At 68.3% G+C, this 26269-nt stretch carries 22 protein-coding genes; 12 read left to right on the plus strand and 10 right to left on the minus strand.

What is annotated here, in order from left to right; all coding sequences use genetic code 11:
- Positions 1-46 precede the first annotated feature (46 nt).
- The 4 genes from AC1RRS_RS16160 to AC1RRS_RS16175 all read left to right on the plus strand — a co-directional run bounded on the left by AC1RRS_RS16160 (position 47) and on the right by AC1RRS_RS16175 (position 5745).
- Complete coding sequence (locus tag AC1RRS_RS16160) at positions 47-1297, plus strand: rhamnogalacturonan acetylesterase (RefSeq protein ID WP_492856009.1); 1251 nt, start codon at positions 47-49, stop codon at positions 1295-1297.
- 8 nt (positions 1298-1305) lie between these two features.
- The gene (locus AC1RRS_RS16165) at positions 1306-2295 is read left to right on the plus strand and encodes an alpha/beta hydrolase (protein WP_492856010.1); all 990 of its coding nucleotides are present in this window, start codon (positions 1306-1308) and stop codon (positions 2293-2295) included.
- Positions 2292-3734, plus strand: a complete 1443-nt coding sequence (locus AC1RRS_RS16170) for a rhamnogalacturonidase (protein ID WP_492856011.1) — start codon at positions 2292-2294, stop codon at positions 3732-3734. Before AC1RRS_RS16165 ends, AC1RRS_RS16170 begins: the two co-directional genes overlap by 4 nt.
- 187 nt (positions 3735-3921) lie before the next feature.
- Positions 3922-5745 carry a hybrid sensor histidine kinase/response regulator gene (locus tag AC1RRS_RS16175; RefSeq protein WP_492856012.1) on the plus strand — a complete coding sequence of 608 codons (1824 nt, stop codon included), beginning with the start codon at positions 3922-3924 and terminating at the stop codon, positions 5743-5745.
- 317 nt (positions 5746-6062) lie between these two features.
- On the opposite strand, the gene AC1RRS_RS16180 is transcribed toward AC1RRS_RS16175, so the two are convergent.
- From AC1RRS_RS16180 to rhmD, 8 genes are all read right to left on the minus strand, one after another.
- Positions 6063-7697 carry an MFS transporter gene (locus tag AC1RRS_RS16180; protein WP_492856013.1) on the minus strand — a complete coding sequence of 545 codons (1635 nt, stop codon included), beginning with the start codon at positions 7695-7697 and terminating at the stop codon, positions 6063-6065.
- Positions 7698-7799: 102 nt separating this feature from the next.
- Positions 7800-8909, minus strand: coding sequence for a beta-galactosidase BglB (gene bglB, locus AC1RRS_RS16185; RefSeq protein ID WP_109099342.1), 1110 nt, complete (start codon positions 8907-8909; stop codon positions 7800-7802).
- Between the two features lie 40 nt (positions 8910-8949).
- On the minus strand, positions 8950-12723 hold the full coding sequence (locus AC1RRS_RS16190; protein ID WP_492856014.1) for a beta-galactosidase: 3774 nt from the start codon (positions 12721-12723) through the stop codon (positions 8950-8952).
- Between the two features lie 5 nt (positions 12724-12728).
- Positions 12729-13064 (minus strand): L-rhamnose mutarotase, encoded by a 336-nt coding sequence (locus AC1RRS_RS16195; protein ID WP_110122029.1) that lies wholly within the window; start codon positions 13062-13064, stop codon positions 12729-12731.
- Positions 13065-13095: 31 nt separating this feature from the next.
- On the minus strand, positions 13096-14001 hold the full coding sequence (locus AC1RRS_RS16200; RefSeq protein WP_492856015.1) for an amidohydrolase family protein: 906 nt from the start codon (positions 13999-14001) through the stop codon (positions 13096-13098).
- A 57-nt stretch (positions 14002-14058) separates the two neighbouring features.
- Positions 14059-14808, minus strand: a complete 750-nt coding sequence (locus AC1RRS_RS16205; RefSeq protein ID WP_487288285.1) for an SDR family NAD(P)-dependent oxidoreductase — start codon at positions 14806-14808, stop codon at positions 14059-14061.
- A complete protein-coding gene (locus tag AC1RRS_RS16210; RefSeq protein WP_110122026.1) occupies positions 14805-15668 on the minus strand; it encodes a 2,4-didehydro-3-deoxy-L-rhamnonate hydrolase in 864 nt (287 codons plus the stop codon). The genes AC1RRS_RS16205 and AC1RRS_RS16210 overlap by 4 nt, the downstream gene beginning before the upstream one ends.
- A 43-nt stretch (positions 15669-15711) precedes the next feature.
- Complete coding sequence (gene rhmD, locus AC1RRS_RS16215) at positions 15712-16890, minus strand: L-rhamnonate dehydratase (protein ID WP_487288284.1); 1179 nt, start codon at positions 16888-16890, stop codon at positions 15712-15714.
- A 212-nt stretch (positions 16891-17102) separates the two neighbouring features.
- Between rhmD and AC1RRS_RS16220 the strand changes: the two genes are divergently transcribed.
- From AC1RRS_RS16220 to AC1RRS_RS16255, 8 genes are all read left to right on the plus strand, one after another.
- Positions 17103-17936, plus strand: a complete 834-nt coding sequence (locus tag AC1RRS_RS16220; RefSeq protein WP_110122024.1) for an IclR family transcriptional regulator — start codon at positions 17103-17105, stop codon at positions 17934-17936.
- A gap of 32 nt (positions 17937-17968) precedes the next feature.
- Positions 17969-18730, plus strand: coding sequence for an L-rhamnose 1-dehydrogenase Lra1 (lra1, locus tag AC1RRS_RS16225; RefSeq protein ID WP_492856016.1), 762 nt, complete (start codon positions 17969-17971; stop codon positions 18728-18730).
- 4 nt (positions 18731-18734) lie between these two features.
- Positions 18735-19874 carry an FMN-dependent L-lactate dehydrogenase LldD gene (lldD, locus tag AC1RRS_RS16230; RefSeq protein ID WP_492856017.1) on the plus strand — a complete coding sequence of 380 codons (1140 nt, stop codon included), beginning with the start codon at positions 18735-18737 and terminating at the stop codon, positions 19872-19874.
- Entirely contained in the window at positions 19874-20665 is a 792-nt protein-coding gene (locus tag AC1RRS_RS16235) for a rhamnogalacturonan acetylesterase (protein WP_492856018.1), read from the plus strand. Before lldD ends, AC1RRS_RS16235 begins: the two co-directional genes overlap by 1 nt.
- 322 nt (positions 20666-20987) lie before the next feature.
- A complete protein-coding gene (locus AC1RRS_RS16240; RefSeq protein ID WP_492856019.1) occupies positions 20988-22232 on the plus strand; it encodes an SGNH/GDSL hydrolase family protein in 1245 nt (414 codons plus the stop codon).
- Between the two features lie 76 nt (positions 22233-22308).
- Positions 22309-22488: a hypothetical protein gene (locus tag AC1RRS_RS16245; protein WP_492856020.1), complete on the plus strand. Its 180-nt coding sequence runs from the start codon at positions 22309-22311 to the stop codon at positions 22486-22488.
- Between the two features lie 228 nt (positions 22489-22716).
- The gene (locus AC1RRS_RS16250) at positions 22717-23979 is read left to right on the plus strand and encodes a serine hydrolase domain-containing protein (protein ID WP_492856021.1); all 1263 of its coding nucleotides are present in this window, start codon (positions 22717-22719) and stop codon (positions 23977-23979) included.
- 31 nt (positions 23980-24010) lie between these two features.
- Positions 24011-24778: an SDR family oxidoreductase gene (locus AC1RRS_RS16255; protein ID WP_492856022.1), complete on the plus strand. Its 768-nt coding sequence runs from the start codon at positions 24011-24013 to the stop codon at positions 24776-24778.
- A gap of 29 nt (positions 24779-24807) precedes the next feature.
- On the opposite strand, the gene AC1RRS_RS16260 is transcribed toward AC1RRS_RS16255, so the two are convergent.
- Entirely contained in the window at positions 24808-25224 is a 417-nt protein-coding gene (locus AC1RRS_RS16260; RefSeq protein ID WP_492856023.1) for a hypothetical protein, read from the minus strand.
- 117 nt (positions 25225-25341) lie between these two features.
- Positions 25342-26187 (minus strand): arginyltransferase, encoded by an 846-nt coding sequence (locus AC1RRS_RS16265; RefSeq protein ID WP_492856024.1) that lies wholly within the window; start codon positions 26185-26187, stop codon positions 25342-25344.
- Between the last annotated feature and the right edge of the window lie 82 nt (positions 26188-26269).

Genomic DNA, 26269 nt, shown 5'->3' on the forward strand with positions numbered 1-26269 from the left:
GAAGAACGGCGGCCGTCAGCCGCGCGCGAGGGGGAGACCGACGAGGATGCAGCTGAAGCGACGCAGCGTTCTGGCCGGCCTGATTCTGGCGTCCGCGACCGCCGCCCTGGCGGGAGAGACGCCGATGACCGCCCTCAAATTCGACTTTACCAGCAAGCCGCGCGAGGGCTGGACGGCCGTCGCGGCCGATCGCCTGTACGACCCCGCCGCCGGCTACGGCTTCGAACCGGGGGAGGGGCGCTCGTTCTCGGTCGCCGTTCCGGAAGGCGACTGGCGCGTGACCCTGGAGGTGGACGGCGGCGCCGACCTGACCGTGAAGGCCGAGTCCCGCCGGCTGGTGGCCGAGCAGGTCCGCACCAAGGCCAAGGAGCGCCGCGAGGTGGTGTTCGTCGTGAACACCCGCACCGCCGCCCTGCCGCCGCCGCCCAAGAACGCCCCGGGCGGGACCGAGGTGATCCTCAATCCGCGCGAGAAGGGCACGCCCAACTGGGACGACAGGCTGACCGTCGAGTTCTGCGGCCCGGCCCCCAAGGTGGCGCGGATGAGCGTGGAGCCGGCGAGCGTGCCGCGCGTCTTCCTGCTGGGCGACTCGACGGTCACCGACCAGCCCTTCGAGCCGGCGGCCGGCTGGGGCCAGATGCTGCCCAGGTTCTTCGCCCCGACCGTGTCGGTGGCCAGCCACGCTGAGTCCGGCGAGACGATGAAGTCGTTCCTGATGGAGCACCGGCTGGACAAGGTGCTGAGCCAGACGCGGGCCGGCGACTTCGCGCTGATCCAGTTCGGCCACAACGACCAGAAGGAAAACTGGCCCCAGACCTATGTCGAGGCGGCCACGACCTATCGCGACTACCTCAAGGCCTATGTCGGCGAGTTCCGGCGCAGGAAGGCCATGCCCGTGCTGGTGACCTCGATGCATCGCCGGCGCTTCGACGCGGACGGCAAGATCATCAACACCCACGGCGACTATCCGGCCGCCGTGCTGGCGGTGGGCCAGGAACTGGGCGTGCCGGTCATTGATCTCGCGGCCATGAGCAAGGTCTTCTACGAGGCCCTGGGGCCGGCGCAGGCGCCCAAGGCCTTCGCCGACGGCGGCAAGGACATCACCCACCACGACAACTACGGCGCCTATGAGCTGGCGCGGTGCATCGTGGAAGGGATCAAGGCGGGCGTTCCGGAGCTGGCGCGCCATCTCAGCGCCGACGTCGGATCGTTCGATCCCGCCAGACCGACCCCGCCCGACAGCTTCGTCATGGCTCCCAGCGCGGCGCGCAGCAGCGCGGCCCTGCGCGGAAATTGAGGTATCCGATGATCGACCGTCGCTCCCTCCTGGCCCTGGCCGGCGCGACCGCCGCCAGCCCGGCCCTGGCGCAAGGCGCCGCTCCCGAGGCCGCCCAGAAGGATGGCAAGCCCGCCGTCTCGCTGCTGGAGATCCAGCCGATCTGGCCGGGCAAGGCCCCGGGCGGCGAGAAGGTGACCGCCAAGGAGCAGGTCATCCTGCGCACGCCGGGCGGCGATCCCAACGACACGGCCTTCCTGCACATCAACGATCCGGTGCTGATGATGCGCCGGCCCAAGAACCCCAATGGCGCGGCGATCCTGATGATCCCGGGCGGCGGCTATGTGCGCGTGGCGGTCAGCAAGGCCGGCGGCGCGATCGACCAGTGGATCGCCGACCAGGGCGTCACCGCCTTCGTCATGACCTACCGCCTGCCGGCCGACGGCTGGGCGGCGGGGCCGGACGTGGCCCTGCAGGACGCCCAGCGGGCCATCCGCATCATCCGCTCGCGGGCCGGCGAGCTGGGGCTGGATCCCGAGCGCGTGGGCGTGATGGGCTTCTCGGCCGGCGGTCACCTGGCCGGGCGGCTGTCGACCCAGTTCAAGCGCCAGACCTATGCGCCGATCGACGCCATCGACACGCTGTCGACGCGGCCGTCGGTGGCGGGGCTGTTCTATCCGGTGGTGACCATGCAGCCGCCTTATGCGCACGGCGGCTCGCTGAAGGAGCTGCTGGGCGCCGACGCCTCCGAAGCGCGGCGCAAGGCGATCTCGCTGGAACTGGACGTGCCGGCCGACACGCCGCCGACCTTCATCGCCACCGCCGCCGACGACAGGGTGGTGCCGGCCGACAACTCGCTGCTGCTCTACTCGGCCCTGCGCAAGGCTGGCGTGCCCAGCGAGCTGCACATGTTCGAGAAGGGCGGCCACGGTTTCGGCCTGACCGGGCCCAAGGGCCTGGACATGAGCTGGCCGCAGCTCTTGCCGCCGTTCCTGCGCCGCCACGGCCTCTACACGTGACCTTCGACGTCCGGAGCTTCGGGGCCGCCGGCGACGGGCAGGCGCTGGACACCGACGCGATCAACGCGGCCATCGTGGCGGCGAGCGAGGCCGGCGGCGGGACCGTGCGGCTGCCGGCGGGGCGTTATCTGAGCTTCTCCATCCGGCTGGCCAGCGGGGTGACCCTGCGGCTGGACGAGGGCTGCACGCTGGTCGCCGCCGATCCGGCGCGGCACGGCGGGGCCTATGATCCGCCGGAGGACAATCCGCACGACCTCTACCAGGACTTCGGACACAGCCATTGGCGCAACAGCCTGATCTGGGGCGAGGACCTGGAGGACGTCGCCATCGTCGGTCCGGGCCGCATCGACGGCGAGGGCCTGACCCGCGAGGGGTCGGGCTCGCGCTGGCGCCGGCAGGCCGGCGAGTTTCCGCTGAGCATGGTGGGCCTCTCCGCCGAGGCCATGGCCGAGCTGGTGCCCGAGCGGGCGGCGATGATCGGCCAGGGCAACAAGTCGATCGCCCTGAAGCGCTGCCGAGGCGTGCGGCTGTCGGGCTTCACGATCCATCGCGGCGGCCATTTCGCGCTGCTGGCGACGGGCTGCGAGGACCTGGCGATCGAGACCCTGCTGATCGACACCAACCGCGACGGGCTCGACATCGACGCCTGCCGACGGGTGCGGATCGCTCACTGCCGGGTCAACACCCCCAACGACGACGCCATCGTGCTGAAGGCCTCGATGGCGCTTGGCGAGGCCCTGCCGACGGAAGACGTCGAGATCGTCGGCTGCCACGTCTCGGGCTTCGACCTGGGGACGGTGCTGGACGGCAGCCTGGGGCGCACCCAACAGATCGCGCCGGACCAGGACCGGGTCACCGGCCGCATCAAGATCGGCACCGAGAGCAACGGCGACTTCCGCCGGATCCGGATCAAGGACTGCCTGCTGGAGCGCTCGCGCGGGCTGGCGCTGGAGACGGTCGACGGCGGGACCATCGAGGATGTCGAGATCGAGGACGTGCGGCTGGTCGAGATGACCAGCGCGCCGCTGTTCCTGCGGCTGGGCGCGCGGCTGCGCGGGCCGGAGGGGACGAAGGCCGGGGCGCTGCGCCGGGTGCGGGTGCGCAATCTTTCCGGAGCCGAGGCGTGGGCCGACCTGCCGGTGATCCTGGCTGGCCTGCCGGACGCGCCGATCGAGGACGTGCGGCTGGAGGGGCTGGAACTGTCGTTCCTGGGCGGGGCCAAGGCGGCGGGCGTCGAGCCGCCGGACCTGGCCGACGCCTATCCCGAGCCCAGGATGTTCGGCGATCCGCCGGCCTGGGGCCTGTGGGCGCGGCACGTGAAGGGCCTGTCGATCGACGGCCTGGCGCTGAATGCGAATCTGGACGCCCGCGCGCCGGTGCGGATCGACGGCAAGATCGTGCCGCTGGACGCCTTCGCCCGCGCGGCGGTGGTCGGCTAGCCGACGCCTGGCCGCGAGAGCTTGAGCACAAGCGCTACCTTGGGTGCGGTCCAGCCTGCGGCCTAGCGTCGCGATGGGCGTTTCGAAGGCTTCCGAGGCTTCGATTTTAGCACCTCGGACTCCTAGATGATGGACAAACGGGGGTGGGTCGAGCCGTTCGATCCGTCGCGCCGTCGATCCTGGGGTCATGTTCAGAGCCAGCATCCTTCGCACCCTCGCCACCATCGCCGTCGTGGCGCTCCTGGCGGTCGGGACGGACTACGTGGTGAACGTGGTGCTGCTGGCGCGGCCGTACATCTTCACGCCGTGGATGACGATGACCATCGTCGCGGTCGCCGGCGGGCCGCTCGTCTATTTCCTGCACCACCAGCGCCTGAACCTGAAGGCGGCCAAGCGCGACCTCTATGAGAGCCTGAAGGTGCAGCGCCAGTCGGCCGAGGAGGCCGAGCGGCGGCGGCTGGAGGCCGAGCGCGCCCTGTCGCGGCTGCGCGAGCAGGAGTCGCTGTACAGCATCCTGGCCAACAACCTGACCGACGCTCTGTCGCTGTGGAACCGCGAGGGCAAGCGGCTCTACAACTCGCCCGCCATCGAGCGCCTCACCGGCTACACGCCCGAGGAGTTCCTGGTCGCGCCGAACCTGCTGGGCGTCGATCACGAGGACGGGGCCAAGGCGGTGGCGGCCATCCGCGAGCTGAAGGGGCCGGCCGACACCCGCACGCTCGAATACCGTTTCCGCCGCAAGGACGGGACGCGGATCTGGATCGAGAGCACCTATTCGCTGGTGCCGGCCGAGGACGGCGGCGGCTTCATCGCCACCAGCCGCGACGTCACCGAGCGCAAGCGCCTGGCCGAAGACCTGGCCCAGGCCGCGCACGAGGCCCAGTCGGCCGCCGCGGCCAAGGCCGACTTCCTGGCCAACATGACCCACGAACTGCGCACGCCGCTGACGGCGATCATCGGCTTTTCGGGCCTGCTGCGGCAGTCGTCGGCCCTGTCGGAGACCGACGCGCGGCAGGTTCGGCTGATCCACGAGGCCAGCAACACCCTGCTGGGCGTGATCAACGACGTGCTGGACTTCTCGCGCCTGGAGGCGGGGTTGGAGTTCGACGCCGAACCCTTCCGCCCCTGCGACATGGCCCGCTCGGCCGCCGCCCTGATCGAGACCCAGGCCCAGGAGAAGGGCCTGCCGGTGCTGGTCGAGTTCGGGCCGGGCCTCAAGCCCCTGGTCGGCGACGCCGCGCGCCTGAACCAGGTGCTGCTGAACTTCCTGTCCAACGCCGTGAAGTTCACGAGCGAGGGACGGATCCTGATCTCGGTCAGCCAGGAGACCTCGGCGGTCGGCCAGCGCCTGCGGATGGAGGTGCGCGACACCGGCATCGGCGTGCCGGGCGACATGCACGAGGCGGTGTTCGAGCGCTTCATCCAGGCTGACGCCGGCGTCTCGCGGCGGTTCGGCGGCACGGGCCTGGGCCTGGCGATCTGCAAGCGGATCATCGACGCCATGGGCGGCCGCATCGGCGTGGAGAGCACGCCGGGCAAGGGCTCGACCTTCTGGTTCGAGGTCGACCTGCCGATCACCGAAACGGTCGCCGACATTCCCGTCGCGGCCCAGCCGGCGGCGCTGGAGCGGCCGGCCCGGGTGCTGCTGGTCGAGGACAATCCGGCCAACCGCGAGCTGATCGGGGCGCTGCTGGCGCCTTTCGACGTCGAGGTGGAGACGGCCGTCGACGGGGTGGGGGCGGTCGACGCCTTCAAGGCCGGCAAGGCCTATGACCTCGTGCTGATGGACGTGCAGATGCCGGTGATGGACGGCCTGACCGCCACCCGCCGCATCCGCGCCCTGGAGCACGCTGGCCGCCACACGCCGATCGTCGCCATGACCGCCAACGTCCTGCCCGAACAGGTCGCCAACTGCCTGGCCGCCGGCATGGACGACCACCTGGGCAAGCCGATCAACCCAATGCGGTTGCTGGAGACGGTGGCGCGGTGGAGCCAGGCGGAGGCGGCTTAGATCTTGAGGAACCTCCCCCTGTGGGGGAGGTGATCGCGAAGCGATCGGTGGGGGGCGTGATTACGAACTCACCCACGCCCTGAAAGCTGAAACCGTCCCCCCACCGGCCTTCGGCCGCCTCCCCCACGGGGGGAGGTTCCTGGGCTCGTCCTTCTCCCCTTGCGGGAGAAGGTGTCGGCGAAGCCGACGGATGAGGGGTTGCACGAACGAAAACGCCGCGAAAGCTGATCAGCTTTCGCGGCGTCTTGCTTTTGAGAGACCCCTCACCCGACCTCCTTCGGAGGCCACCCTCTCCCGCAAGGGGAGAGGGATCTTGGTCAGGTGATGTCCGGGATCTTGTCGCTGGCGACCGCCGGTTTGGCCTTGGCGCCGCGACCCCAGAGGGTCTCGTACTTCCAGCCGGTGAGGTCTTCGACGATGGCCTTGGACTCAGGAGTCTCGGCCTCGGTCGCGCCGGCGCGGAGGCGTTCGACTTCGTGGACCAGCACCTCGTGGGTCTTGGCGTTGAGGCGGAACTTCCAGGAGATGACCATGCCGGCGATCATCACGATCAGCGGGCCGCCGACCATGACCAGCACCAGGGCGCGGATGGCTTCCGGCGACTGCTGGACGGGCGGGGCGCCCTTGGCGGCCGAGACGAAGCCGCCCAGGCCGATCAGGCTGGTGGTCAGCAGGATCGCGCCCGACTGGGCGATCTTGCGCACGAAGGTCATGACCCCGGCGAAGATGCCTTCGCGGCGCAGGCCGGTGACGGCCTCGTCGACGTCGGGCAGGTAGTTGTAGACGCCCCAGGGCACGAAGTTCAGCGTGCCGCGGCCCAGGCCCGCCAGGATGATCGGCAGGAACAGCCACAGCAGGACGGTCGGGTTGAAGCCCGCCGCGCCGGGCAGGGCGGTGAAGATGTTGCCGTTCAGCGCCGCCACGCCGGCCGAGAAGCCGGCCGGCTTGACCAGGTAAAAGCCCAGGAACAGCAGCAGGGCCGCGCCGACGAAGCTGATGGCCATGCGGTAGGCGGCGGTCGGGCCGGTCTTGATGATCACGCGGATGGCGACCATCACCGAGATCAGCTGGGCCACGTACATCATGGTCATGGCCTGGGAGATCACCAGGGTCGAGCCGACCATCACCGTGGCCACGAACAGCGGGAAGGCGGTGTTGAAGATGTCCTGGCTGATATAGCCGCCCAGATAGAGCGACAGGTGCTGGCGGAAGGCCTTCAGCTTCAGGGTCGAGAACAGGTCGCGGAACATGTTGACCGGGATCAGGGCCGCCTTGCTCCAGTCCATCGGCTCGGGCTGGATCAGCTTTTCTTCCTCGGTGTAGGGGCGCTCCCAGGTAAACAACACCACCAGCAGCACCACGAGGCTGAACAGGCCGCCGAAGATGGCCGCCATGATCAGGAAGGTGTTGGGGCTGTCCTTGCCGCCGAAGTGGTTGATGATCAGGGTCGGCAGGTAGGAGGCCAGGATCGCCGAGGTCTGGGCGACCATCATGCGCACGCCGGCGAACTTGGCCTTCTCCTTGTAATCCTTCGTCATTTCCGCCGCGAGGGTTTCCCACGGGATCAGGAACATCGTGTAGACGAACTCGAAGAAGATGAAGGTCACGAGGTAGTAGAGGAACGGCTTGCCGGTGACGAAGATCAGGGCGAAGGCCGGCAGCAGCGGGATGGTCGCCAGCAGGAAGATCTTCCGCCGCCCGACCTTCCGGCCGATCCAGGTGTGGCGCAGGTTGTCGGAGATGTAGCCGATCAGCGGGCAGGTGATCGCCTCGAGCAGGCGCGGCAGGCCCAGGATCAGGCCGGTCTCGACCGGCGACAGTCCACAGAAGGTGATGAAGAAGTAGGCCAGCCAGCCGGTGATCACGGCTTGCGCGCCGGCCCCCAGCATGTCGCCGGAGCCCCAGCCCCAATAGGTGACCCAGGACGGTTTGCGGGGGTCTGGCGTGGCCATGTTCGTTTCGTATCCCAAACTTCGAAAGGCTTCTGGTGAGCCTCTGAATTGCAGTCCCTCGTCCGACCATCCCCACCTGCGCGGGGATGGTCGGTGAAAGGGTTAGATGAAGGCGCGCTGGAACTCGCCGAGGGCCAGCATGGCCAGCGACTGGCCGTAGGGCATCGAGGTCAGCGGGATGTCCTTGTAGCCCTGGATCGTGTCGAACACCGGGGTGCCGAACGAGACCTGCTGCAGTTCACCGGCGTCGTCGATATTGGCCAGCACGCCCTTGATGGCGCGGATGGCGACGGCTTCGTATTCCTTGCCGATGTAGCGCTTGCGGACGGCCTTCAGGACGCCGTAGGCGAAGCCGGCCGTGGCCGAGGCTTCCAGGTACGAGGTCTTGTCGTTGATGATCGTGTGCCAGAGGCCGGTCTCTTGGTCCTGGTACTCGGTCAGGGCCTTGATCTGGGCTTCCAGGGCGTCGATCAGGAAGGCGCGCAGGCCGTCGCCCGGCTTCAGGTCGAGCAGCTCGATGAATTCCGGGATGGCGATCGTCACCCAGCAGTTCCCGCGCGCCCACAGGGCGTCGGCGAAGTTGTGACGACCTTCGAAGGTCCAGCCGTGGAACCACAGGCCGGTCTTGCGGTCGGCCAGGTACTTGATGTGGACCATGAACTGGCGCTTGGCCTCCTCGACGAAGTCGGGGCGGTCGAGCAGCAGGCCGATCTTGGCCAGCGGCAGCACGCTCATCATCAGCGTGTCGTCCCACAGCTGCTGCGGGTTCTCGCTGTTGAAGACGATGTGCTGGAAGCCGCCTTCCTCGGTGCGCGGACCCTCGTACATGACGTAGTCGGCCCAGGTCTCGAGATAGGGAATGTAGGTGTGGTCGCCGGTGGCCTCGTAGAGATAGGCCAGGGTCAGGAACGGCGAGACCGTGTTGATGTTCTTGGTCGGGGTGCCGGCCTCGAAACGGTCGGCGAACCACTTGGTCATGATGTCGAAGGCGCGCTCGTCGCCGTACATCTCGTACTGCTTCCACAGGCCGTAGAGACCCACGCCATGGGTCCATTCCCAGTCGTTCCAGCCCTTGGTGTCGATGACGCGGCCGTCGTCGAGGCGCAGCAGGAACTCGCCCGTCTCGTCGGTGATGTCGACGAGGTTGCTGATCAGAAGGGCGATCTTGGCCTTGACGTCCTTGGCCTCGATGCCGTGTGCGAGATTGGGCACGGTAGTCTCCTAAAGGGTAGGTCTAGCGGTAGGCGGGGGCCTACGGTTTGTAGTTCGGCGCGGGGACGCGGGCGACGGGCACGCCGCCTTCCACGTTGCGCAGCACTTCGAGTTTGACGGCTTCCAGGGCGTCGCCGGGGGCGCCGTCGCTGGTCACGGTCAGGGCGATGGTGTTCTTGCCGTGCTCATCGATGATTCCGCTCGGCAGGACGAAGGTCCGCTGCGGGCCGACATGGGCGATGAACTGGCCCATGTTCCAGCCGTTGACGAAGATCAGCACGCGGTAGCGGCCCGGCGAGCGCGGGGTCTTCGGATCGCCGATCGTCAGGCCCAGGGTCACGTCCTGGTCCTTGGGCAAAGCCAGATCGAAGTTCGTCCGATACCAGGTGGTGCCGGCGTAGGGCTGGGTGGCGGCCATGTCGGCCTTGGCCCAGCTCTGGTCGGGGAAGCCCGGCAGGTGCCAGCCGTTGCGCTCGCCGTACTGGCCGCCTTCGTTCAGCGAACCGCGCACCGGATCGGCGATGTCTTCGCCGCCCTTGTTGCCCTGGATCTTCCAGGTGATCGGCACGGCGAAGCTGTAGCTGGTGGGGCTCGACAGCGAGGCCGAGACCAGGCCGCGGGCTTCCTTGTGGAAGTCGTCGGCGTCGAGGTCCCAGTTGTGGCCGTTGTTGCGCACCATCACCGACAGCACGTGCTCGCCGTCGCCGCGCAGGTCTTCCGGCAGCTTGAAGGTCGCCACGCCCGTGGTGATCGGGCGGGGCAGGCCGCCGTCCAGCTCGTGCTGGCCCAGGAACTTGCCGTCCAGCCAGACCTGCAGCAGGCCCGCGCCGCCGGCGCCGTAGTGCAGGGTCAGGGTGTCGATGTCGGCGCGGCCCTTGTAGCGGCCGCGGTACCAGACGTCGCCGTTGTGGAAGCCGTGGGTGCTCATGTCGAGCGCCGGCTGGCCCGTGGGCGGACGCACGGTGGAGCCGCCGCGCTTGCCCTCGGCCTTGGCCCAGGCGCTGTCGTCGAAGGCCGGGTCGGACTCCGGCGAGCCGGCGGCGGTCTTCCAGTCGAGCTTGGCGAGGTCGGGAACGGTGACGGCGGCAGGGCCGGCGAGGGTCTTGGACGCCAGCAGCGAACCCGAAGCGGTGGTCTTGGCCGCGACGGCGGCGCCGTTCCAGCGGACCGACTTCACGCCCTTAGGGGCGAAGACTTCCAGCGGGCTTTCGGTCTCGGTGTCGCCGGTCAGGGATAGCACGCCGCCCTTGACGGCGGCGGTGCGGACGAGGCCGGGGCCGCGCTGCAGGGTCGGGCCGGCAGGCGTGTCCTGGCGCCAGAAGGTCTGGCCCGTCGCCTCGTCGGCCAGCAGTAGCACCAGGGGCGGGCGGCCGCCGCCGGTGATGCGCACGCGGGCCAGGCCCGTGTGCTGGTAGGTCAGCTTCAGGTCGCCCTTGGCGGCGTCGAAGCTCGAGGCGACATCGCCTTCCAGCACTTCGACCTTGGGGGCCTGCGCATAGCGCAACACGGTCTCGCCCGCTTCGCCGGCGCGGCCGTAGAGCAGGGCCAGATCGCCGCCGTTCCAGGGCAGGTGGGTCTGGATCTCGGAGGTCGAATAGACGAGGCGCTGGCCGCCCAGGTCGTAGCTGGCCATCAGCATCTTGCTGTCCTGGCCCTTGATCCGCGATGGGACCACGTACTCGCCGTCGCGGGTCTTCAGCTTGAAGGTGAAGGCCTCGTCGCCGGTGGCGCTGCTGGGATTGTGGACGACCACATAGAGGTGGCTGCCGGTCTCGGCGTTGACGTTGTGGTAGACGCGGACCTTGTCGTTCGAGACGGTGACGAACTCGCCCTTGTCCATACGGGTCAGGTCCGGAACAGCGTTCAGGAACTGGCCCATCTGCTTCATGACGCGGGCCTTGTCGCGAAGCCCGCGGGCCTCGTCGATGGCCGAGCCGTAGTCGTAGGAGCTGAACACCACCGGGGCCGGCAGCCAGCCCCAGCTGGTTCCGCCATAGGTCATGTAGAAGCTCTGGATCGTCAGGCCGTTGGCGATGTTGGTTCCGTAGAACACCCGCTGGTAGCCGACGCCGCGATGGATGGCGGTGCAGTCGTAGTCGCCGTTGCTGCCCCAGTAGTCGAACCAGCCGCCGCCGAACTCGGCCGCGAAGCCGGGGGTGTTGGGGCTGGCCGAGGCGCCGCCCTTGGCCCCGCCGGCGCCGTAGAGGCCCCAGTCGGGCGCGACGCCGGCCGCCGACGGCGTGGAGTCGACCTTGCACGAGCCGCCCGGATAGCCGTCGAAGGCGTAGAGGTCGGTCGGGCCTTCCACCGTGCCGGGGACCTTGGAATCCTTGGGCACCCAGTAGCCGTTGCGGCCCTTGTCGTTGTGGAACAGCGGAACCGTGATGCCGTCCGCGCGGGCCTTGTCGGCCAGCCACTGCATGTAGCGTTGCTGCGGGGCGCCGACGACGTCGAGCTCGTTCTCGATCTGGTGGGCGATGACCGTGCCCTGGCCGGTGGTCAGCTGGTGGCGGGCGATGACCTTGTTGATCTGGCTCAGCCACTCGTCGGCGGCCTGGACATACTCAGGCGCGTCGGTGCGGGCGCGGGCCTGCTGGTTGACCAGCCAGCCGGGGAAGCCGCCGCGCGTCAGCTCGGCGTTCACATAGGGCCCGGCGCGGGTGATGACGTAGAGGCCTTCTTCCTTGGCCATGGTCAGCACGCGGTCGATGTCGCGCACGCCGCTGAAGTCGTAGACCCCCTGCTTGGGCGAGTGGTAGCCCCAGTCGATGTAGATCGCGACGGTGTTGTAGCCGCTGGCCTTCATCTTCTGGAGGATGTCGCGCCACAGGTCGGGGCTGGGCACGCGGAAGGGATGGAACTCGCCGCCCCAGGAGTAGATGCGATTGCCGTCGACCTTCAGGGAGTACTTGTCCCAGGTGATCTTGTGGGCTTCGGCGGGCTTGGCCGCGACCGCTTGGTCGCCGCCTTCCTTCAGCACGGTGAAGTGGCGCACCGTGCCGGAAAGCTCGGGCAGCTCCTGCTTCTTCGTCCAGGTGCGGAAGCCGTCCTTGCTGTCGGAGTACCAGTAGCGCTTGGCCATGTACTCGTCGAAATAGACGCGCCATGCCCCTTCGGGGGTACGGGTGACGGCGGGGCCTTCGAGGAACTTGCCCCAGCCGGCCCAGTCGCCGCCGCCCTTGACCTGCCAGGGACCGTCCAGCGACGGGGCGGTCAGCAGCTCGATGTACTTGGTCGTCTCGTTCTTGGCGAAGGCCTGGTACTGCGAGCCCTCGCGCACGACGAAGGCGTCGATGTAGTTGGGACCCATGCCCGACAGCGGGCGCGGCGCGCTCCAGGCGGTCAGGTCGGCGTCCTGGGCGGTGATCCGATAGGGCTGAAATTGACCGCCGATGCCGGTGGTCGAGACCGACAGGATCAGGTGCTCGGAGCCGTCCTGGTCGACGAACCACTCGGGCGCCCAGCTGTTGGTGACGCCAGGCACGTCGATGGTGACGTCGCGCAGGAAGGTCCAGTCGACCAGGTCCTTGCTGCGGGCCAGGCCGATCGTGTTGCCGGTCCAGCCGGTGGTGTAGGCGACGTAGTAGAAGCCGTCCTTGCGCTTGAGCACGCTGGGATCGCGGATCAACCCCTTGGGCGGGGTGTAGGCCAGCGGCTTCTGCAGGGTGAAGCGCGTTCCGTCGGCCGAGTCGTAGATGCTCATGTTCGACTGGCTGGCGTTGGTGAACGCCGTCATGACGTAGCGCGTCGGCTCGGCCAGAGCCGTCGTGGCGAGCAGGGCGGCGGCGAGGCCGAGGAAAGCGGTGCGCTTCACGGTCTTCAGCCCTCGAAGAAGAAGACGGGCTTCAGCGGCCACTCGACGGGCTTGTTGTCGGGGTGGACCTCCATCAGGTCGGCCATGAAGTCCCACCAGCGCTTCATCACCGGCTGCAGGGGCAGGGCGTCCTTGTTGTTGTCGGGCTTCAGGCGCAGCACGGCGAACAGGCTCATGGTCTCTTCGTCGAGGAAGATCGAATAGTCGTAGATGCCCGCGCCTCGCAGGGCCTCGGCCAGGTCCGGCCACAGCTCGTCGTGACGGCGCTCGTACTCGGCGGCGACGCCGGCCTTCAGCTGCATGCGGAAGGCGATCGGGCGACCTTCGATCTTGCTGCTCATGGGGTGTCCTCCGGGCGTCTTTTTATGGTTGTCAGGCGATGCGGTAGATGTCGGCGGCCGTGCCGGCGAACAGGCGCTGGCGGTCGGCGTCGCTGAAATCGGCCGTGATGGCGTCGTAGGCCGAATAGAAGGCGTCGAAGCTTCCGTGCACCTTCTCGACCGGGAAGTTGCTGGCGAACATGCTGCGTTCCGCGCCGAAGGCCTCGATCACGTACAGGACGAACGGGCGCAGGCTTTCCACCGTCCAGGCGCGGTCGACCATGGCCAGGCCCGAGATCTTGCACGAGACGTTGGGACGCTTGGCGAGGTCCGCGAGGCCGGCGCGCCAGAGGGCGAGACCCGCCTCGTCGCGGTCGGTCGGCATGCCGGCGTGGTTGACGATCAGCGGGATGTCGGGATGGGCGTCGGCCAGGGCGGCCGCCGTCGCCATCTGCGAGGGATAGAGCTGCAGGTCGAATGACAGGCCATGGTCGGCCAGCAGCGCGAAACCCCGGCGCCACTGGTCGTTCAGCAGCAGGTCGGACGGGCCGTAGCTCTTGGCCGGGTCCTGGTGGAAATTGACGATCTGGCGGATGCCGCGAACGCGCGGGCGCTCGGCGTGGGCTTCCAGCAGCAGTTCGACGTTCGGATCGTCCAGGTTGGCGCCGGCGACGATGGCCCCGATGGGCGCGCCGGCCTCGGCCAGGCCTTCCAACCAGTCGGTCTCGGAGAGCTGCTTGTCTGTCGGCAGGCCGCACTCGACGTGAACCAGGCTCTGGACGCGCCAGGGCAGGGCGTCGGCGGCGTAGTCGGCGGGCAGGTAGTCCTTCCCGGCGATCAGGCTCATGTCGCCGGCCGGATTGTTGGGCAGCGGGTCGTCCTGCAGCCAGGAATAGTAGTGCTTGTCGAGGTCCCACAGGTGCATGTGGGCGTCGATGATCGGACCCGCGTACGCCATGGTTCCTCCCTTTGAACCCGCCCGCCCCGAAGGGCGGACGAGCCCGGATACAAAAGCTTAGAAGGTGGTCCGGCCGCCGGACGTGTCGAAGGTGGCGGCGGTGGTGAAGCTGCACTCTTCGCTGGCCATGAAGCAGACCATGGCGGCGCTTTCCTCGACTTCGCCGAGGCGGCCCATCGGGATCTTCGAGCGCATGTACTCGACCTGGCTGGCGGGCAGCTGTTCGAGGATCGGGCTCTCGAAGGTGGCGGGGGTCAGGGCGTTGGCGATCACGCCCTTGCCGGCCAGTTCCTTGCCCAGCGACTTGGTCAGGCCGATCACGCCGGCCTTCGACGCCGAATAGGCGCTGGCGTTCGGGTTGCCTTCCTTGCCGGCCACCGAGGCGACGTTGACGATGCGGCCGTAGCCGGCCGCCAGCATGTGCGGCACCACCGAACGGCAGCAGTAGAAGAGGCCGTTCAGGTTGATGTCGATGACGCGCTTCCAGCTGTCGAGCGGGAACTCGTGCACCGGCACGGTGGCGCCGGTGATGCCGGCCGAGTTGACCAGCACGTCGATCTTGCCCAGGGCCTCCAGGCTGGCGGCCGTGGCGGCCGCGACCTGGGCTTCGTCGGAGACGTCCAGGGCGTAGGTGAAGGTCGCGCCGATCTCTTCGGCGGCGGCCTTCAGGGCCTCGGCGTTGACGTCCCACAGGGCGACCTTGCCGCCTTCGGCGATCAGGCGGCGGGCGGTTTCCTTGCCCAGGCCCGAGGCGCCGCCGGTGATGACGGCGGCGCGGTTTGCAAAGCGGTTGGCGTAGACGGTCACGAGACGCCTTCCTTGGTCCAGGCGATGACTTCCTGGCGCTGGCTGCCGAGCTTCTCGATGCCCAGCTCCATGACGTCGCCGGCCTTGAGGAAGATCTTTTCCGGCTTCTGGCCTTCGCCGACGCCCGGAGGGGTGCCCGTGGTCAGGATGTCGCCCGGCTCCAGGGTGACGAAGCGGCTCATGTAGGCGATCAGTTCGGCGACGCCGAAGATCATCGTCTTGCTGTTGCCGGTCTGCATGCGCTTGCCGTTGAGGTCGAGCCACATGTCGAGGTTCTGGCAGTCGCCGACCTCATCGGCGGTGACGACCCACGGGCCGACCGGGCCAAAGGTGTCGCAGCCCTTGCCCTTGTCCCACTGGGAGCCGAGCTCCTTCTGGAAGGCGCGCTCGGAGACGTCGTTCACCAGCACGTAGCCGGCGACGTAGTCGAGGGCTTCGGATTGCTCGACATAGCGGGCGCGCTTGCCGATCACGACGCCCAGTTCGACTTCCCAGTCGCCCTTCTCGGCGCCCTTGGGCAGCATGACCTGGTCGTTCGGGCCGTTCAGGCACGAGATCGCCTTGGTGAAGAAGATCGGCTCGGGCGGGGGCTCGAGGCCGGCTTCCTTGGCGTGGTCGGCGAAGTTCAGGCCGATGGCCAGGAACTTGCCGACATTGCCGATCGGCACGCCGTAGCGCGGCGAGCCTTCGACCACCGGCAGGGTGGCCGGGTCGATGGCGGCGATCTTGGCCAGGCCCTCGGGCGACAGCTCGGCGCCGGTGATGTCGGACACGTGGCCCGACAGGTCGCGGATCTTGCCTTCGGCGTCGAGCAGACCGGGCTTTTCGGCGCCCCGCGGGCCGTAACGCAGCAGTTTCATGATCTTCTGGCTCTAGGGGGAAATGGGGGAGGAAAGGCGCGGATTACCGCGGATAGGGACGGTGCAGGGCGATGTCGCGGTTCAGCTCGACGCCGAAGCCGGGCGCGTCGCCGAGCTTGAGCTTGCCGTTGACCGGCACGGGCTCGCCGATCAGCTGCGGATGGAACATCGGCACGACTTCGTCGGCCTTGGGCGCCATCATTAGGAACTCGGCGAACGGGCTGTTATGGCGCGTGATGACGAAGTGGTAGCTGTACACCGACGAGCCGTGCGGGATCATCATCACGCCCTTGCTGTCGGCCAGGTTGGCGATCTTGATCAGTTCGGTGACGCCGCCGCACCAGCCCACGTCCGGCTGGATGATGTCGCAGCATTCCATCTCCAGCAGCATGCGGAAGCCCCAGCGGGTGGCTTCGTGCTCGCCGGTGGTGACCAGCATGCCCTTGGGGGCGTTCTTCTTGAGGTCGCGATAGCCCCAGTAGTCGTCGGGGCTCAGGGCCTCCTCGATCCACTTCAGGCCCAACTCGTGAGCCTTGTGGGCCAGCTTGGTGGCGTAGTTGAGGTCCAGCGACATCCAGCAGTCGAACATCAGCCAGAAGTCCTCGCCCACGCGCTCGCGCATGGTGGCCAGTTCCTGGATGTTCTTGTGCAGGCCTTCCTCGCCCTCGGCCGGGCCGTGGTGCAGGGGCATCTTGCCGCCGATGAACCCCATCTCCTTGGCCAGGTCCGGACGCGCGCCCGTGGCGTAGAAGGTCAGTTCGTCACGGACCTTGCCGCCCAGCAGGGCGTAGACCGGCTCCTGGCGCAGCTTGCCCAGCAGGTCGTAGAGCGCCAGGTCGACGCCCGAGATGGCGTTCACGACCAGGCCCTTGCGGCCGTAGTACTGGGTGGAGAAGTACATCTGGTCCCAGATCTTCTCGACCTCGGTCGGGTCGCGGCCTTCCAGGAAACGGGCCAGGTGCTTTTCGACGATGAAGGCGGCCGGTTCGCCGCCGGTGGTCACCGCGAAGCCGATCGTGCCGTCGACGGCCTCGATCTCGACGACCAGGGTGCCCAGCACGTTGATGCCGAAGCTCTGGCGGCTCTGGCGATATTCCGGATAGCGCGACATCGGGGTGGCGATGTGATCGTCGATCCAGTGGCCTTCGCCCTGGTCGTGATAATCAGCGCCGCCGCCGCGGACCACGAAGGCCCGGACATGCTTGATCAAGGGAAGCGGCATCCTAGTGCTCCAACAACGCCCGGTCGCTCGACCGGATCAACCCCAAACCGGGGGAGGGCGCGCCAGCGGGGCCGCCGAACGGCGCGAACACATGTTCGCGCTACCTCCCCAGAACATCGTATGACACGCTCGCCGCGGTAGATCCGTGACCCGAAGAGTCGCGAAGCGAGCCCTTGTCTTGCGTTCCATATTATGAGAGGTAGTGCTACAAAATGAAACCCAGCACGTCAAGGGGAGCGGAACCAGTGGCTGACGACGAAGGCGCGGCGACCAAGAGCCCAAGCGGCAGCCAGACGCTGTTTCGCGGCCTGGACGTGCTCGACGTGGTGGCCGATGCGGGCGCCATCGGCCTGCCGGCCCTGGCCGCGCGACTCGGCCTGACCCGCAGCACCACCCACCGACTGGCCACGGCGTTGGTCGAACGGCGTATGCTCACCCAAACGCCGCGCGAAGGCTATAGCCTTGGCTCCAAGCTGCTCGAGCTGGGCTATCTGGCCAGCCAGCAGATGGACCTGCCGCGCGTGGCGCGCCCGCACCTGGAAAAGCTGTGGGAAGAGCTTGAAGACACCGTCCACCTGGGCGTGCTCGACGACGACCGCGCTCTTTATCTGGACAAGCTGACCGGCCGCCGCCGCATCAACATCTCCTCGCGCGTGGGCGATCGCCAGCCGATCCGCTCGACCGGCCTGGGCAAGGCCCTGGTGCTGGACGACGAGGAAGCCCGCTGGCGGGCGCTCTATCGCAAGGAAGGCCCGGCCGCCGCCGGCGCGCCCAATGAAGAGCAGTGGATCGCGTGGATGCGCGACTACTCCCAGCGCGGGGTCGCCTTCGACCTTGAAGAGAATGAAGACCGCATCCGCTGCGTGGCCGCGCCCGTGCGCGGGGCGGGCGGTCAGATCGTCGCCGCGATCAGCGTCTCGGGCGCTGCTCAGTACATGGACGACGAACGGATGACCGGCCTGGTGGACGACGTCCGCCTGGCCGCCGACGCGATCAGCCGCGATTTGGGCTGGAACGGTAAGCGGGGTTCGGGCGCCAAGACCTGACGCCTCCCGCGCGTATGTATGACGGAGGAACTATGCTTCTGAAGGACAAGGTGGTGCTGGTGACCGGCGCCTCGGGCGGCATCGGCAAGGCGGCCGCCATCGGCGCCGCGCGTCATGGCGCCGACGTGGCGATCAACTACCACTCCGACGAGGCCGGCGCGGCCGACGCCGTGGCGCAGATCGAGGCCCTGGGCCGCCGCGCCATCGCCGTGAAGGGCGACGTGGCCGAGGTCGCCACGGCCAAGGCCTTCGTCGACGCCGCCGTCGAGGCCTTCGGCAAGATCGACGTCTTCGTCAACAACGCCGGCATCTGCCCGTTCCACGCCTTCCTAGACATGCCGCCCGAGATTCTCGAGCGGACCATGAAGGTCAACCTGCACGGCGCCTATTACATGGTGCAGGCGGCGGCCAACCAGATGGTCAAGCAGGGCCACGGCGGTTCGATCATCGCCGTCAGCTCGATCAGCGCCCTGGTCGGCGGCGGCATGCAGACGCACTACACCCCGACCAAGGCCGGCGTGCACAGTCTCATGCAGTCGACCGCTATCGCGCTCGGGAAGTACGGCATTCGCTGCAACTCGGTGCTGCCGGGCACGATCGAGACCGCGATCAACAAGGAAGACCTCGCCGACGTCGCCAAGCGCGAATACATGAGCGGCCGCATCCCGCTGGGCCGCCTGGGCGAGCCCGACGACCTGGCCGGCCCGATCGTGTTCCTGGCCTCCGACCTGGCCAACTATGTCACCGGCGCGGCCCTGCTGGTGGACGGCGGCGCGTTCGTGAACCTGCAGTAGTCCCGTGATCATCTCGTCGACCACCGACTTCCGCGAGGCGGCGCGGCGCAAGCTGCCGCGCTTCCTCTTCGACTACATCGACGGCGGCGCCTATGCCGAGCGGACCCTGGCCCGCAACGTCTCCGACCTCGCCGACCTGGCCCTGCGCCAGCGGGTGCTCAAGGACGTGTCCAGGGTCTCGACGGCGACCAGCCTGTTCGGCGTGGAGCAGTCCATGCCGGTGGTGCTGGCCCCGGTCGGCCTGACGGGCATGTACGCCCGTCGGGGCGAGTGCCAGGCGGTGCGCGCGGCTTCGGCCAAGGGCGTGCCGCTGTGCCTGTCGACGGTGTCGGTGTGCGACGTGGATGAAGTGGCGGCCGCTTCCAGCCGGCCGCTGTGGTTCCAGCTCTACGTGCTGCGGGATCGCGCCTTCATGCGCGACCTGCTGGCGCGGGCGGCGGCGGCGGGGGCGAGCACGCTCGTCTTCACCGTCGACATGCCCGTGCCGGGAGCCCGCTATCGCGACGCGCATTCGGGCATGAGCGGTCCGAACGCTTCGCTCCGCCGGATGCTGCAGGCCGTGGGCCGGCCGCAATGGGCGTGGGACGTCGGCCTGATGGGTCGTCCCCATACCCTGGGCAACGTGGCTCCGGTGCTGAAGGGCAATACGGGTCTGGAGGATTTCATGGGCTGGCTGGGGGCGAACTTCGACCCCTCGATCCAGTGGAAGGATCTGGAATGGATCCGCGAGTCCTGGAAGGGGCCGCTGATCATCAAGGGCGTGCTCGATCCCGAGGACGCCAAGGCCGCCGCCGACATCGGCGCTGATGGCGTCGTGGTGTCCAACCACGGCGGTCGCCAGCTGGACGGGGTGCTGTCCTCGACCAAGGCGCTGCCGGCCATCGCCGAGGCGGTGGGCGACAAGCTGACGGTGCTGGCCGACGGCGGCGTGCGTTCGGGCCTCGACGTGGTGCGGATGCTGGCCCTGGGGGCCAAGGGCGTGCTGCTGGGCCGGGCCGCCGTCTACGCCCTGGCGGCCAACGGGCAGGCGGGGGTGACCCAGCTGCTCGACCTGATGGAGAAGGAGATGCGGGTGGCCATGGCCCTGACCGGCGTCAATTCCGTCTCCGAGATCGATCGTTCCATCCTGGCGGAGACCCGCTGATGAAAGTCGCCACGCTCGCGCTTGCGCTCGCTTTGGCCGTTGCTCCTGCCGCCCTGGCCGATCCCAACCGCATCGTCATCGCCAGCGACTCCACCGCCGCCAACTACAACTCGGGAAGCTTCCCGCAGATGGGCTGGGGCATGGTGCTGAAGTGCTCGCTGAAGCCGGAAGCCGAGATCGTCAACCTGGCCCGCGGCGGCCGCTCGACCAAGACCTTCCAGGAGGAGGGGCTGTGGGCGGTGCTGATGGCGCAGCTGAAGAAGGACGACACCGTCCTGATCCAGTTCGGCCACAACGACGCCGACACCAAGAAGATCGTCCGCTTCACCGATCCCAACGGGGCCTATGCCGACAACCTGCGCCGGTTCGTGGCCGACGTGCGGACGGCCGGGGCCAAGCCGGTGCTGATCACCCCGATCGCCAAGCTGATCTTCAAGGACGGCCAGATCCAGGACACCCACGGTCCCTATTCGGCGACCGTGCGGCGGGTGGCGGCTGAAACGAAGACCCCGCTGATCGATCTCGACAAGGAAAGCCAGGCCGCCCTGCAAAAGATGGGCGAGGCCGAGGGCGCCAAGCGCTTCATGATCTATTCGGCGGCCGACAAGATCGCCAGCCACCCCGAAGGGATCAACGACACCACCCACCCCAACGAGCTGGGCGCGCGCATGGCGGCCGGCATCGTGGCCAAGGGCCTGCGGGGGGCGAAGGTTCCGGTCTCCAAGCTGGTGCTGCCGGGTGTGGCCGACGCCTCGGCGCGCGGCGAGCCCAGCTGCGCGGGGCGGCCTTAGACGGTTCATCTCCCGTAAAATCCCCGCGAAAGCGGGGACCCAGGCGTTTTATCGTCGAGCGCTGCGGGTTTCAGAAAACGCCTAGGTCCCCGCTTTCGCGGGGATTTCACGGAGTGAATGGGGCCGGGAGCCGTTCAGGCAAAAAGAAAGGAGCGCTGGCCAAGCCGGCGCTCCTGCGACCTCAGGGGGAACGAGGTCAGGCAGAACGGGGAAGGATCGAACTCGATCCAACGATCAATTCTCACAATATGGACAATTGATCGATATATTGAGAATATCACTGAAGTGGCGGACGTCAACCGCCGTTGCGTGGGGAAACGCCGTGAAACGACTTCTTCTGTCCGCCGCCCTGGTTCTGGCCCTGGCCCCGAGCGCGCCGCTGCTGGCCGCCCCCTCGAAAGCTTCGAAAGCCCGTCCCGCCGCCGCCGCCGCGACCGCGCCGGCCTGGCGCAGCGCCTGGGGCAATGCGCCGATCGCGCCGCAGGCCGTGGCCCGGCCGGGGGAGGCGCGGGCCTTCACCGACGTCACGGTGCGCCAGGTCATGCGGCTGAACGCCGGCGGCGACGCGCTGCGGCTGCGGCTGTCCAACGAACTCAATGAGCGCCCGCTGGCGGTGGGGGCGATCACGGTCGCCCCGGCCGACGCCGACGGCAAGATCCTGGGCGCGCCGGTCGCGGTGACCGTGGGCGGCAAGTCCGAGTTCACCCTGGCGCCGGGCGCGCCGCTGCTGACCGATCCGGTCGCCCTGCCGGTCAAGGCCATGGACCGGGTGTCGGTGGCGATCTTCTATGTCGGGACCCAGGCTCCCGCCGGCCACCGCGTGCGCCTGTTCGTGGCCCCGTCCGGCAACCACGTCGCCAAGAGCCTGATCCCGGGCGAGGAGACCCTGCGCGGTCCGGGTCTGGTCAGCGGCGTCGAGGTGCGAGGCGCGGGCGAGGCGCAGGTGCTGGTGGCGATCGGCGACTCGATCACCGAGGGCTCCGGCTCGACCGCCAACGCCGACAAGGGCTATCCCGAGCAGCTGGCCCAGCGGCTGGCCGCGCGCGGCGAGGGCTGGAGCGTCGTCAACATGGGCGTCGGCGGCGGGCGGCTGCTGCGCGAGGTGTCGGGACCCAGCGCCCTGTCGCGTTTCGACCGCGACGTTCTGAGCGTGGCGGGCCTGAAGGCGGTGTTCCTGCTGGAAGGCATCAACGACATCGGCCGTCCGGCCCAGCCGGGCTTCGCCGCCGATGCGGTGACGCCTGAAGACCTGATCGCCGGATACCGCCAGCTGATCGCCCGGGCCCACGCGCGCGGCGTGAAGATCTATGGCGGCGTCATCCCGCCGTTCGAGGGCGCGGCCTATTACCACGAGAAGGGCGAGGCCACGCGCCAGGCGGTCAACGCCTGGATCCGCACCAGCGGCGAGTTCGACGGGATCGTCGACTTCGACGCGGTGCTGCGCGACCCGGCCAAGCCCAGCCAGCTGCGCGTCGAGACCCACGGCGGCGACCACCTGCACCCCAACGACGCAGGCTACGCCCTGATGGCCGAAGCGATCGACAAGGCGCTGTTCTCGGCGAAGTAGAAGTCCGGCGTCGGCTTGTCGCGATGGTGGAAAGCGGGCTAGCTCCCTGCGGTATTCGTGTGAGGGGGCTTTTCCGATGAAGACCATCAAGTCGCTGCTGGCCGGCGCGTTCATCCTGGCGGCGCCGACCCTGGCCCATGCGGCCGACGGCGACTCGAAGAAATCCACGGCGGTGTTCATCGCCCTGTTCGCGGTGTTCTGCGGCGTGGGGACGATGTTCCTGGCCGTGGCCGCTAACGCCAAAAAGAAGAAGTAGGCGGCCTTCCCTTTCTCCCTTCCCCATCAAGGGGGAGGGGATCGCGGAAAACCTCCGCTCCCCTTCCTGACACCATCCCGCTCTTCCAAGGCGTGATTGCACCTGTCGCAATCCCCGGTAAGGTCGCCTCCAAACGGCTGTTTGGGGTGATGTATGGCGATGCAGGGTTTTGGGCGGCGTTTCGGGTTGGCGACGGCCCTGGCCTTCTCTCTGGCGATGGGTGGGGCGATGGGCGCATCGCCCGTCCTGGCCGCCCCGAAGCCGGCGTTGCCGACCGCCGCGCCGCAGAGCGTCGGCGTCTCGCCCGAACGGCTGAAGAGCCTCGACGCCCTGATGAAGAGCCTGGTCGCCGAGGGGCATCTGCCGGGCGCCAGCACCATGCTCATCCGCCACGGCAAGGTGGTCAGTTTCGAGACCTACGGCGTCCAGGCCTATGACGGGCCGCCGGTGACCAAGGACACGATCTTCCGCATCTATTCCCAGACCAAGCCGGTCACGGGCGTGGCGATGATGATCCTGTTCGAGGAGGGCAAGTGGCGCCTCGACGACCCGGTGACCAAGTACATCCCGGAGTTCGCCAACCTGCGGGTCTACAAGGGCGTCAACGCCGACGGCTCGTTCGTCACCGAGCCCGCCGACCGGCCGCCGACCATGCGCGAGATCATGAGCCACACGGCCGGCTTCGCCTATGGCCTCAACCCCGACAATCCGGTCGACAAGGCCTATGTCTCGACCGGGGTGCTGAGCTCCAAGAGCGGCCAGGAGTTCGTCGAGAAGGTCGCCAAGCTGCCGCTCTACGGCCCGCCGGGCAAGCAGTGGAAGTACAGCGTCGGCGTCGACATCCAGGGCTTCATCGTCGAGAAGCTGTCGGGCCAGAGCCTGCCGGAGTTCATGCGCGAGCGCATCTTCGAGCCGCTGAAGATGCAGGACACCGGCTTCTCGCTGCCGCCGGAGAAGTTCTACCGCCTGGCCGACCTCTACATGTGGAGCGGCAAGGACAAGAAGATCGTCCCGGCCGAGGGCTTCATGGTGCTGGACATCACCAAGCCGCCGGTCGTGGCCTCGGGCGGCGGCGGGCTGGTCTCGACCAGCACCGACTACGCCCGCTTCGCCCAGATGCTGCTGAACGGCGGCGAACTGGACGGCGTGCGCATCCTGTCGCCGGCGACGGTGAAGCTGATGGCGTCGGATCACCTGCCCGACGCGATTCTGGACGATCCCAAGGCCGGGTTCTCGAAGGCCACCGGCAAGGGCTTTGGCCTCGACTTCATGGTCGTCACCGATCCGGCCCGGGCCGGGACGCTGGCGGGGAAGGGGACCTACAGCTGGGGCGGCGCGGCCGGCACCTGGTTCTGGATCGACCCGGCCAACGACCTGATCTTCCTGGGCATGATCCACGTGCTCGGCAAGGACGGCGACCCGGCCCTGCGCAATCTCGACGAACGCACGGCGACCCTGGTCTACCAGGCGCTCACCAACCCTGAAAAATAAGCCCGGAAGAACGGGCGCGGAGGAAACGCTAATGCTGGAAATGTTCTCCCTCGAGGGCCGGGTGGCGCTCGTCACCGGCGGGTCGCGCGGCATCGGCCGGATGATCGCCGAGGGTTTCCTGCGCTACGGCGCGGCGAGGGTCTACATCACCGCCCGCAAGGCCGGCGCCTGCGACGCGGCGGCCGAGGAGCTGTCGGAGTTCGGCGAGTGCGTGTCGCTGCCGGGCGACATCTCGACGCTGGAAGGCGTGCAGGGCCTGGCGGCGCGGATCACCGAGCGGGAGAAGAAGCTCGATATCCTCGTGAACAACGCCGGCGCGGCCTGGGGCGCGGCCTTCGGCGAATTTCCCGAGGCCGGCTGGGACAAGACCGTCGACCTCAACATGAAGACCCCGTTCTTCCTCACCCAGGCCCTGATCGGTCCGCTGCGCGAAGCGGCCAAGGCCCGCGTGGCCAAGGTGATCAACGTCGCCTCGATCGACGGCCTGTCGGTGACCAAGGAGGAGACCTATCCCTACGGCGCCAGCAAGGCGGGTTTGATCCACATGACCAAGCGCATGGCCCTGCGCCTGGCGGCCGACAACATCGCCGTCTCGGCCATCGCGCCGGGCGCCTTTCCCAGCGACATGAACCGCGTCGCCCGCGACCACGCCGACGCCGTGGCCAAGCACATCCCGGCCGGCCGTATCGGCGAACCCGAGGACATGGCCGGCGCGGCGATCTACCTGGCCTCGCGGGCGGGCGACTATGTGGTGGGATCGACGATCACGGTCGACGGCGGGGTGGCCTGGTCGCGATAAGTCACCCTCTCCCCGGTTGGGTCCTGGGCTCAGCGGGAGAACCGCTTGTCGAGGCATTTCTCCTCGATGACCTCGTCGATGCTCACCCGGTAGACCGCCACGACGACGGCGCAGAGATCCGGGGCGAGCGGACGGGTCGCGGGTCTGTGCTGGGTCTTGGGCGCGTTCAGCAGGGGCGGCTTGGCGGACAGGGCGACGTAGATCCGGCGTTCGCCGTACTGCGAGTTGCCGTAATAGGTCCGGTCATGAGCTTCGCCGGGAGCGAAGAGCCGCACCGCCTTGAACTTGGGATCGCTCTGGAACCGCGCCAGCGCCGCGTCGACCTTGGCGACTTGCCGGTCGGTCGGCCGCCAGTCGCTCAGGAGCGTGTTTGACCTAACGCGATCGCAGCCCGCCAGGACGGCGAGCGAGGCGAGCAGGGGGATCGTGAGCCGTGAGCAGTGCAAGACGTTGACCTCGGGGAACTGGGTGTTCCTCCGATCATGAGGTCGCAACCTGCGCCATGTAAATCCAGGGTGTCGCGCGGATGGGTTTCATCCACCGCCGCGTGAGCCGGAGGAAGGCTAGGGCTTCCCCGCCGCCGGCAGTTCCGTCAGCGGCACGGCGTCCGACAGCTCGACCTCGCGCACGGCTGGGGCGGGGGCGGCCTTGGGCGGGCGGGCGCCGCGTTCGCGGGCCGACATCAGCGACCAGCCGCCGGGCTTGAGGATCTCCAGCGGCGAGAACTTGGCCTTGTAGGCCATCTTCTCCGAGCCCGGCACCCAGTAGCCCAGATAGACGTAGGGCAGGCCGGTCAGGCGGGCCTGGACGATGTGGTCGAGGATGATGAAGGAGCCGAGGCTCCGACGGACCTCGGTCGGGTCGTAGAAGCTGTAGACCAGCGACAGGCCGTCGGCGAGCACGTCGACCAGCACGCAGGCCACCAGTTCGCCCGGACCGCGATCGACCGACGGGCGGCGGTATTCGATCAGGTGGGTTCGGACAGCGGTGTCCTCGACCATGGCGACATAGTCGGGCCAGGTCATCTCGGCCATGCCGCCGTCGGCGTGACGGGCGACGAGGTAGCGGCGCAGCAGTTCGAACTGCTCCAGCGTGGCCTCGGCCTCGACCAGGTGGCGAACGAGGTCGCCGTTGCGGCTCAGGGCGCGGCGCTCCGAGCGCGAGAATTCGTAGTCGACCGCGGGCGCGCGCGCCGACTGGCAGGCGCGGCAGGTCTCGCAGGCGGGCCGGTAGGCGATGTTCTGGGAGCGGCGGAAGCCGACCTGGGTGAGGCCGTCGTTGACGCCGGGGCCGTCGGACAGGGGCAGGTGCGTGAAGACCTTCCGCTCCTGGCGACCGGCCAGGTACGGGCATGGGGTCGGCGCCGTCAGGAAGAACCGAAGCTGTCGCGTCGGAAAATGCTGCGTCACGTCGTCCTTGTCCCCTTCCTCCGGCCAGGCCCCCGCCTATGCCTCAAGGGTGATTAGGCGGCATGCCGAGCCGTTGTGCAAG

It is taken from the genome of Caulobacter sp. GW821-FHT12A07 (assembly GCF_058807655.1).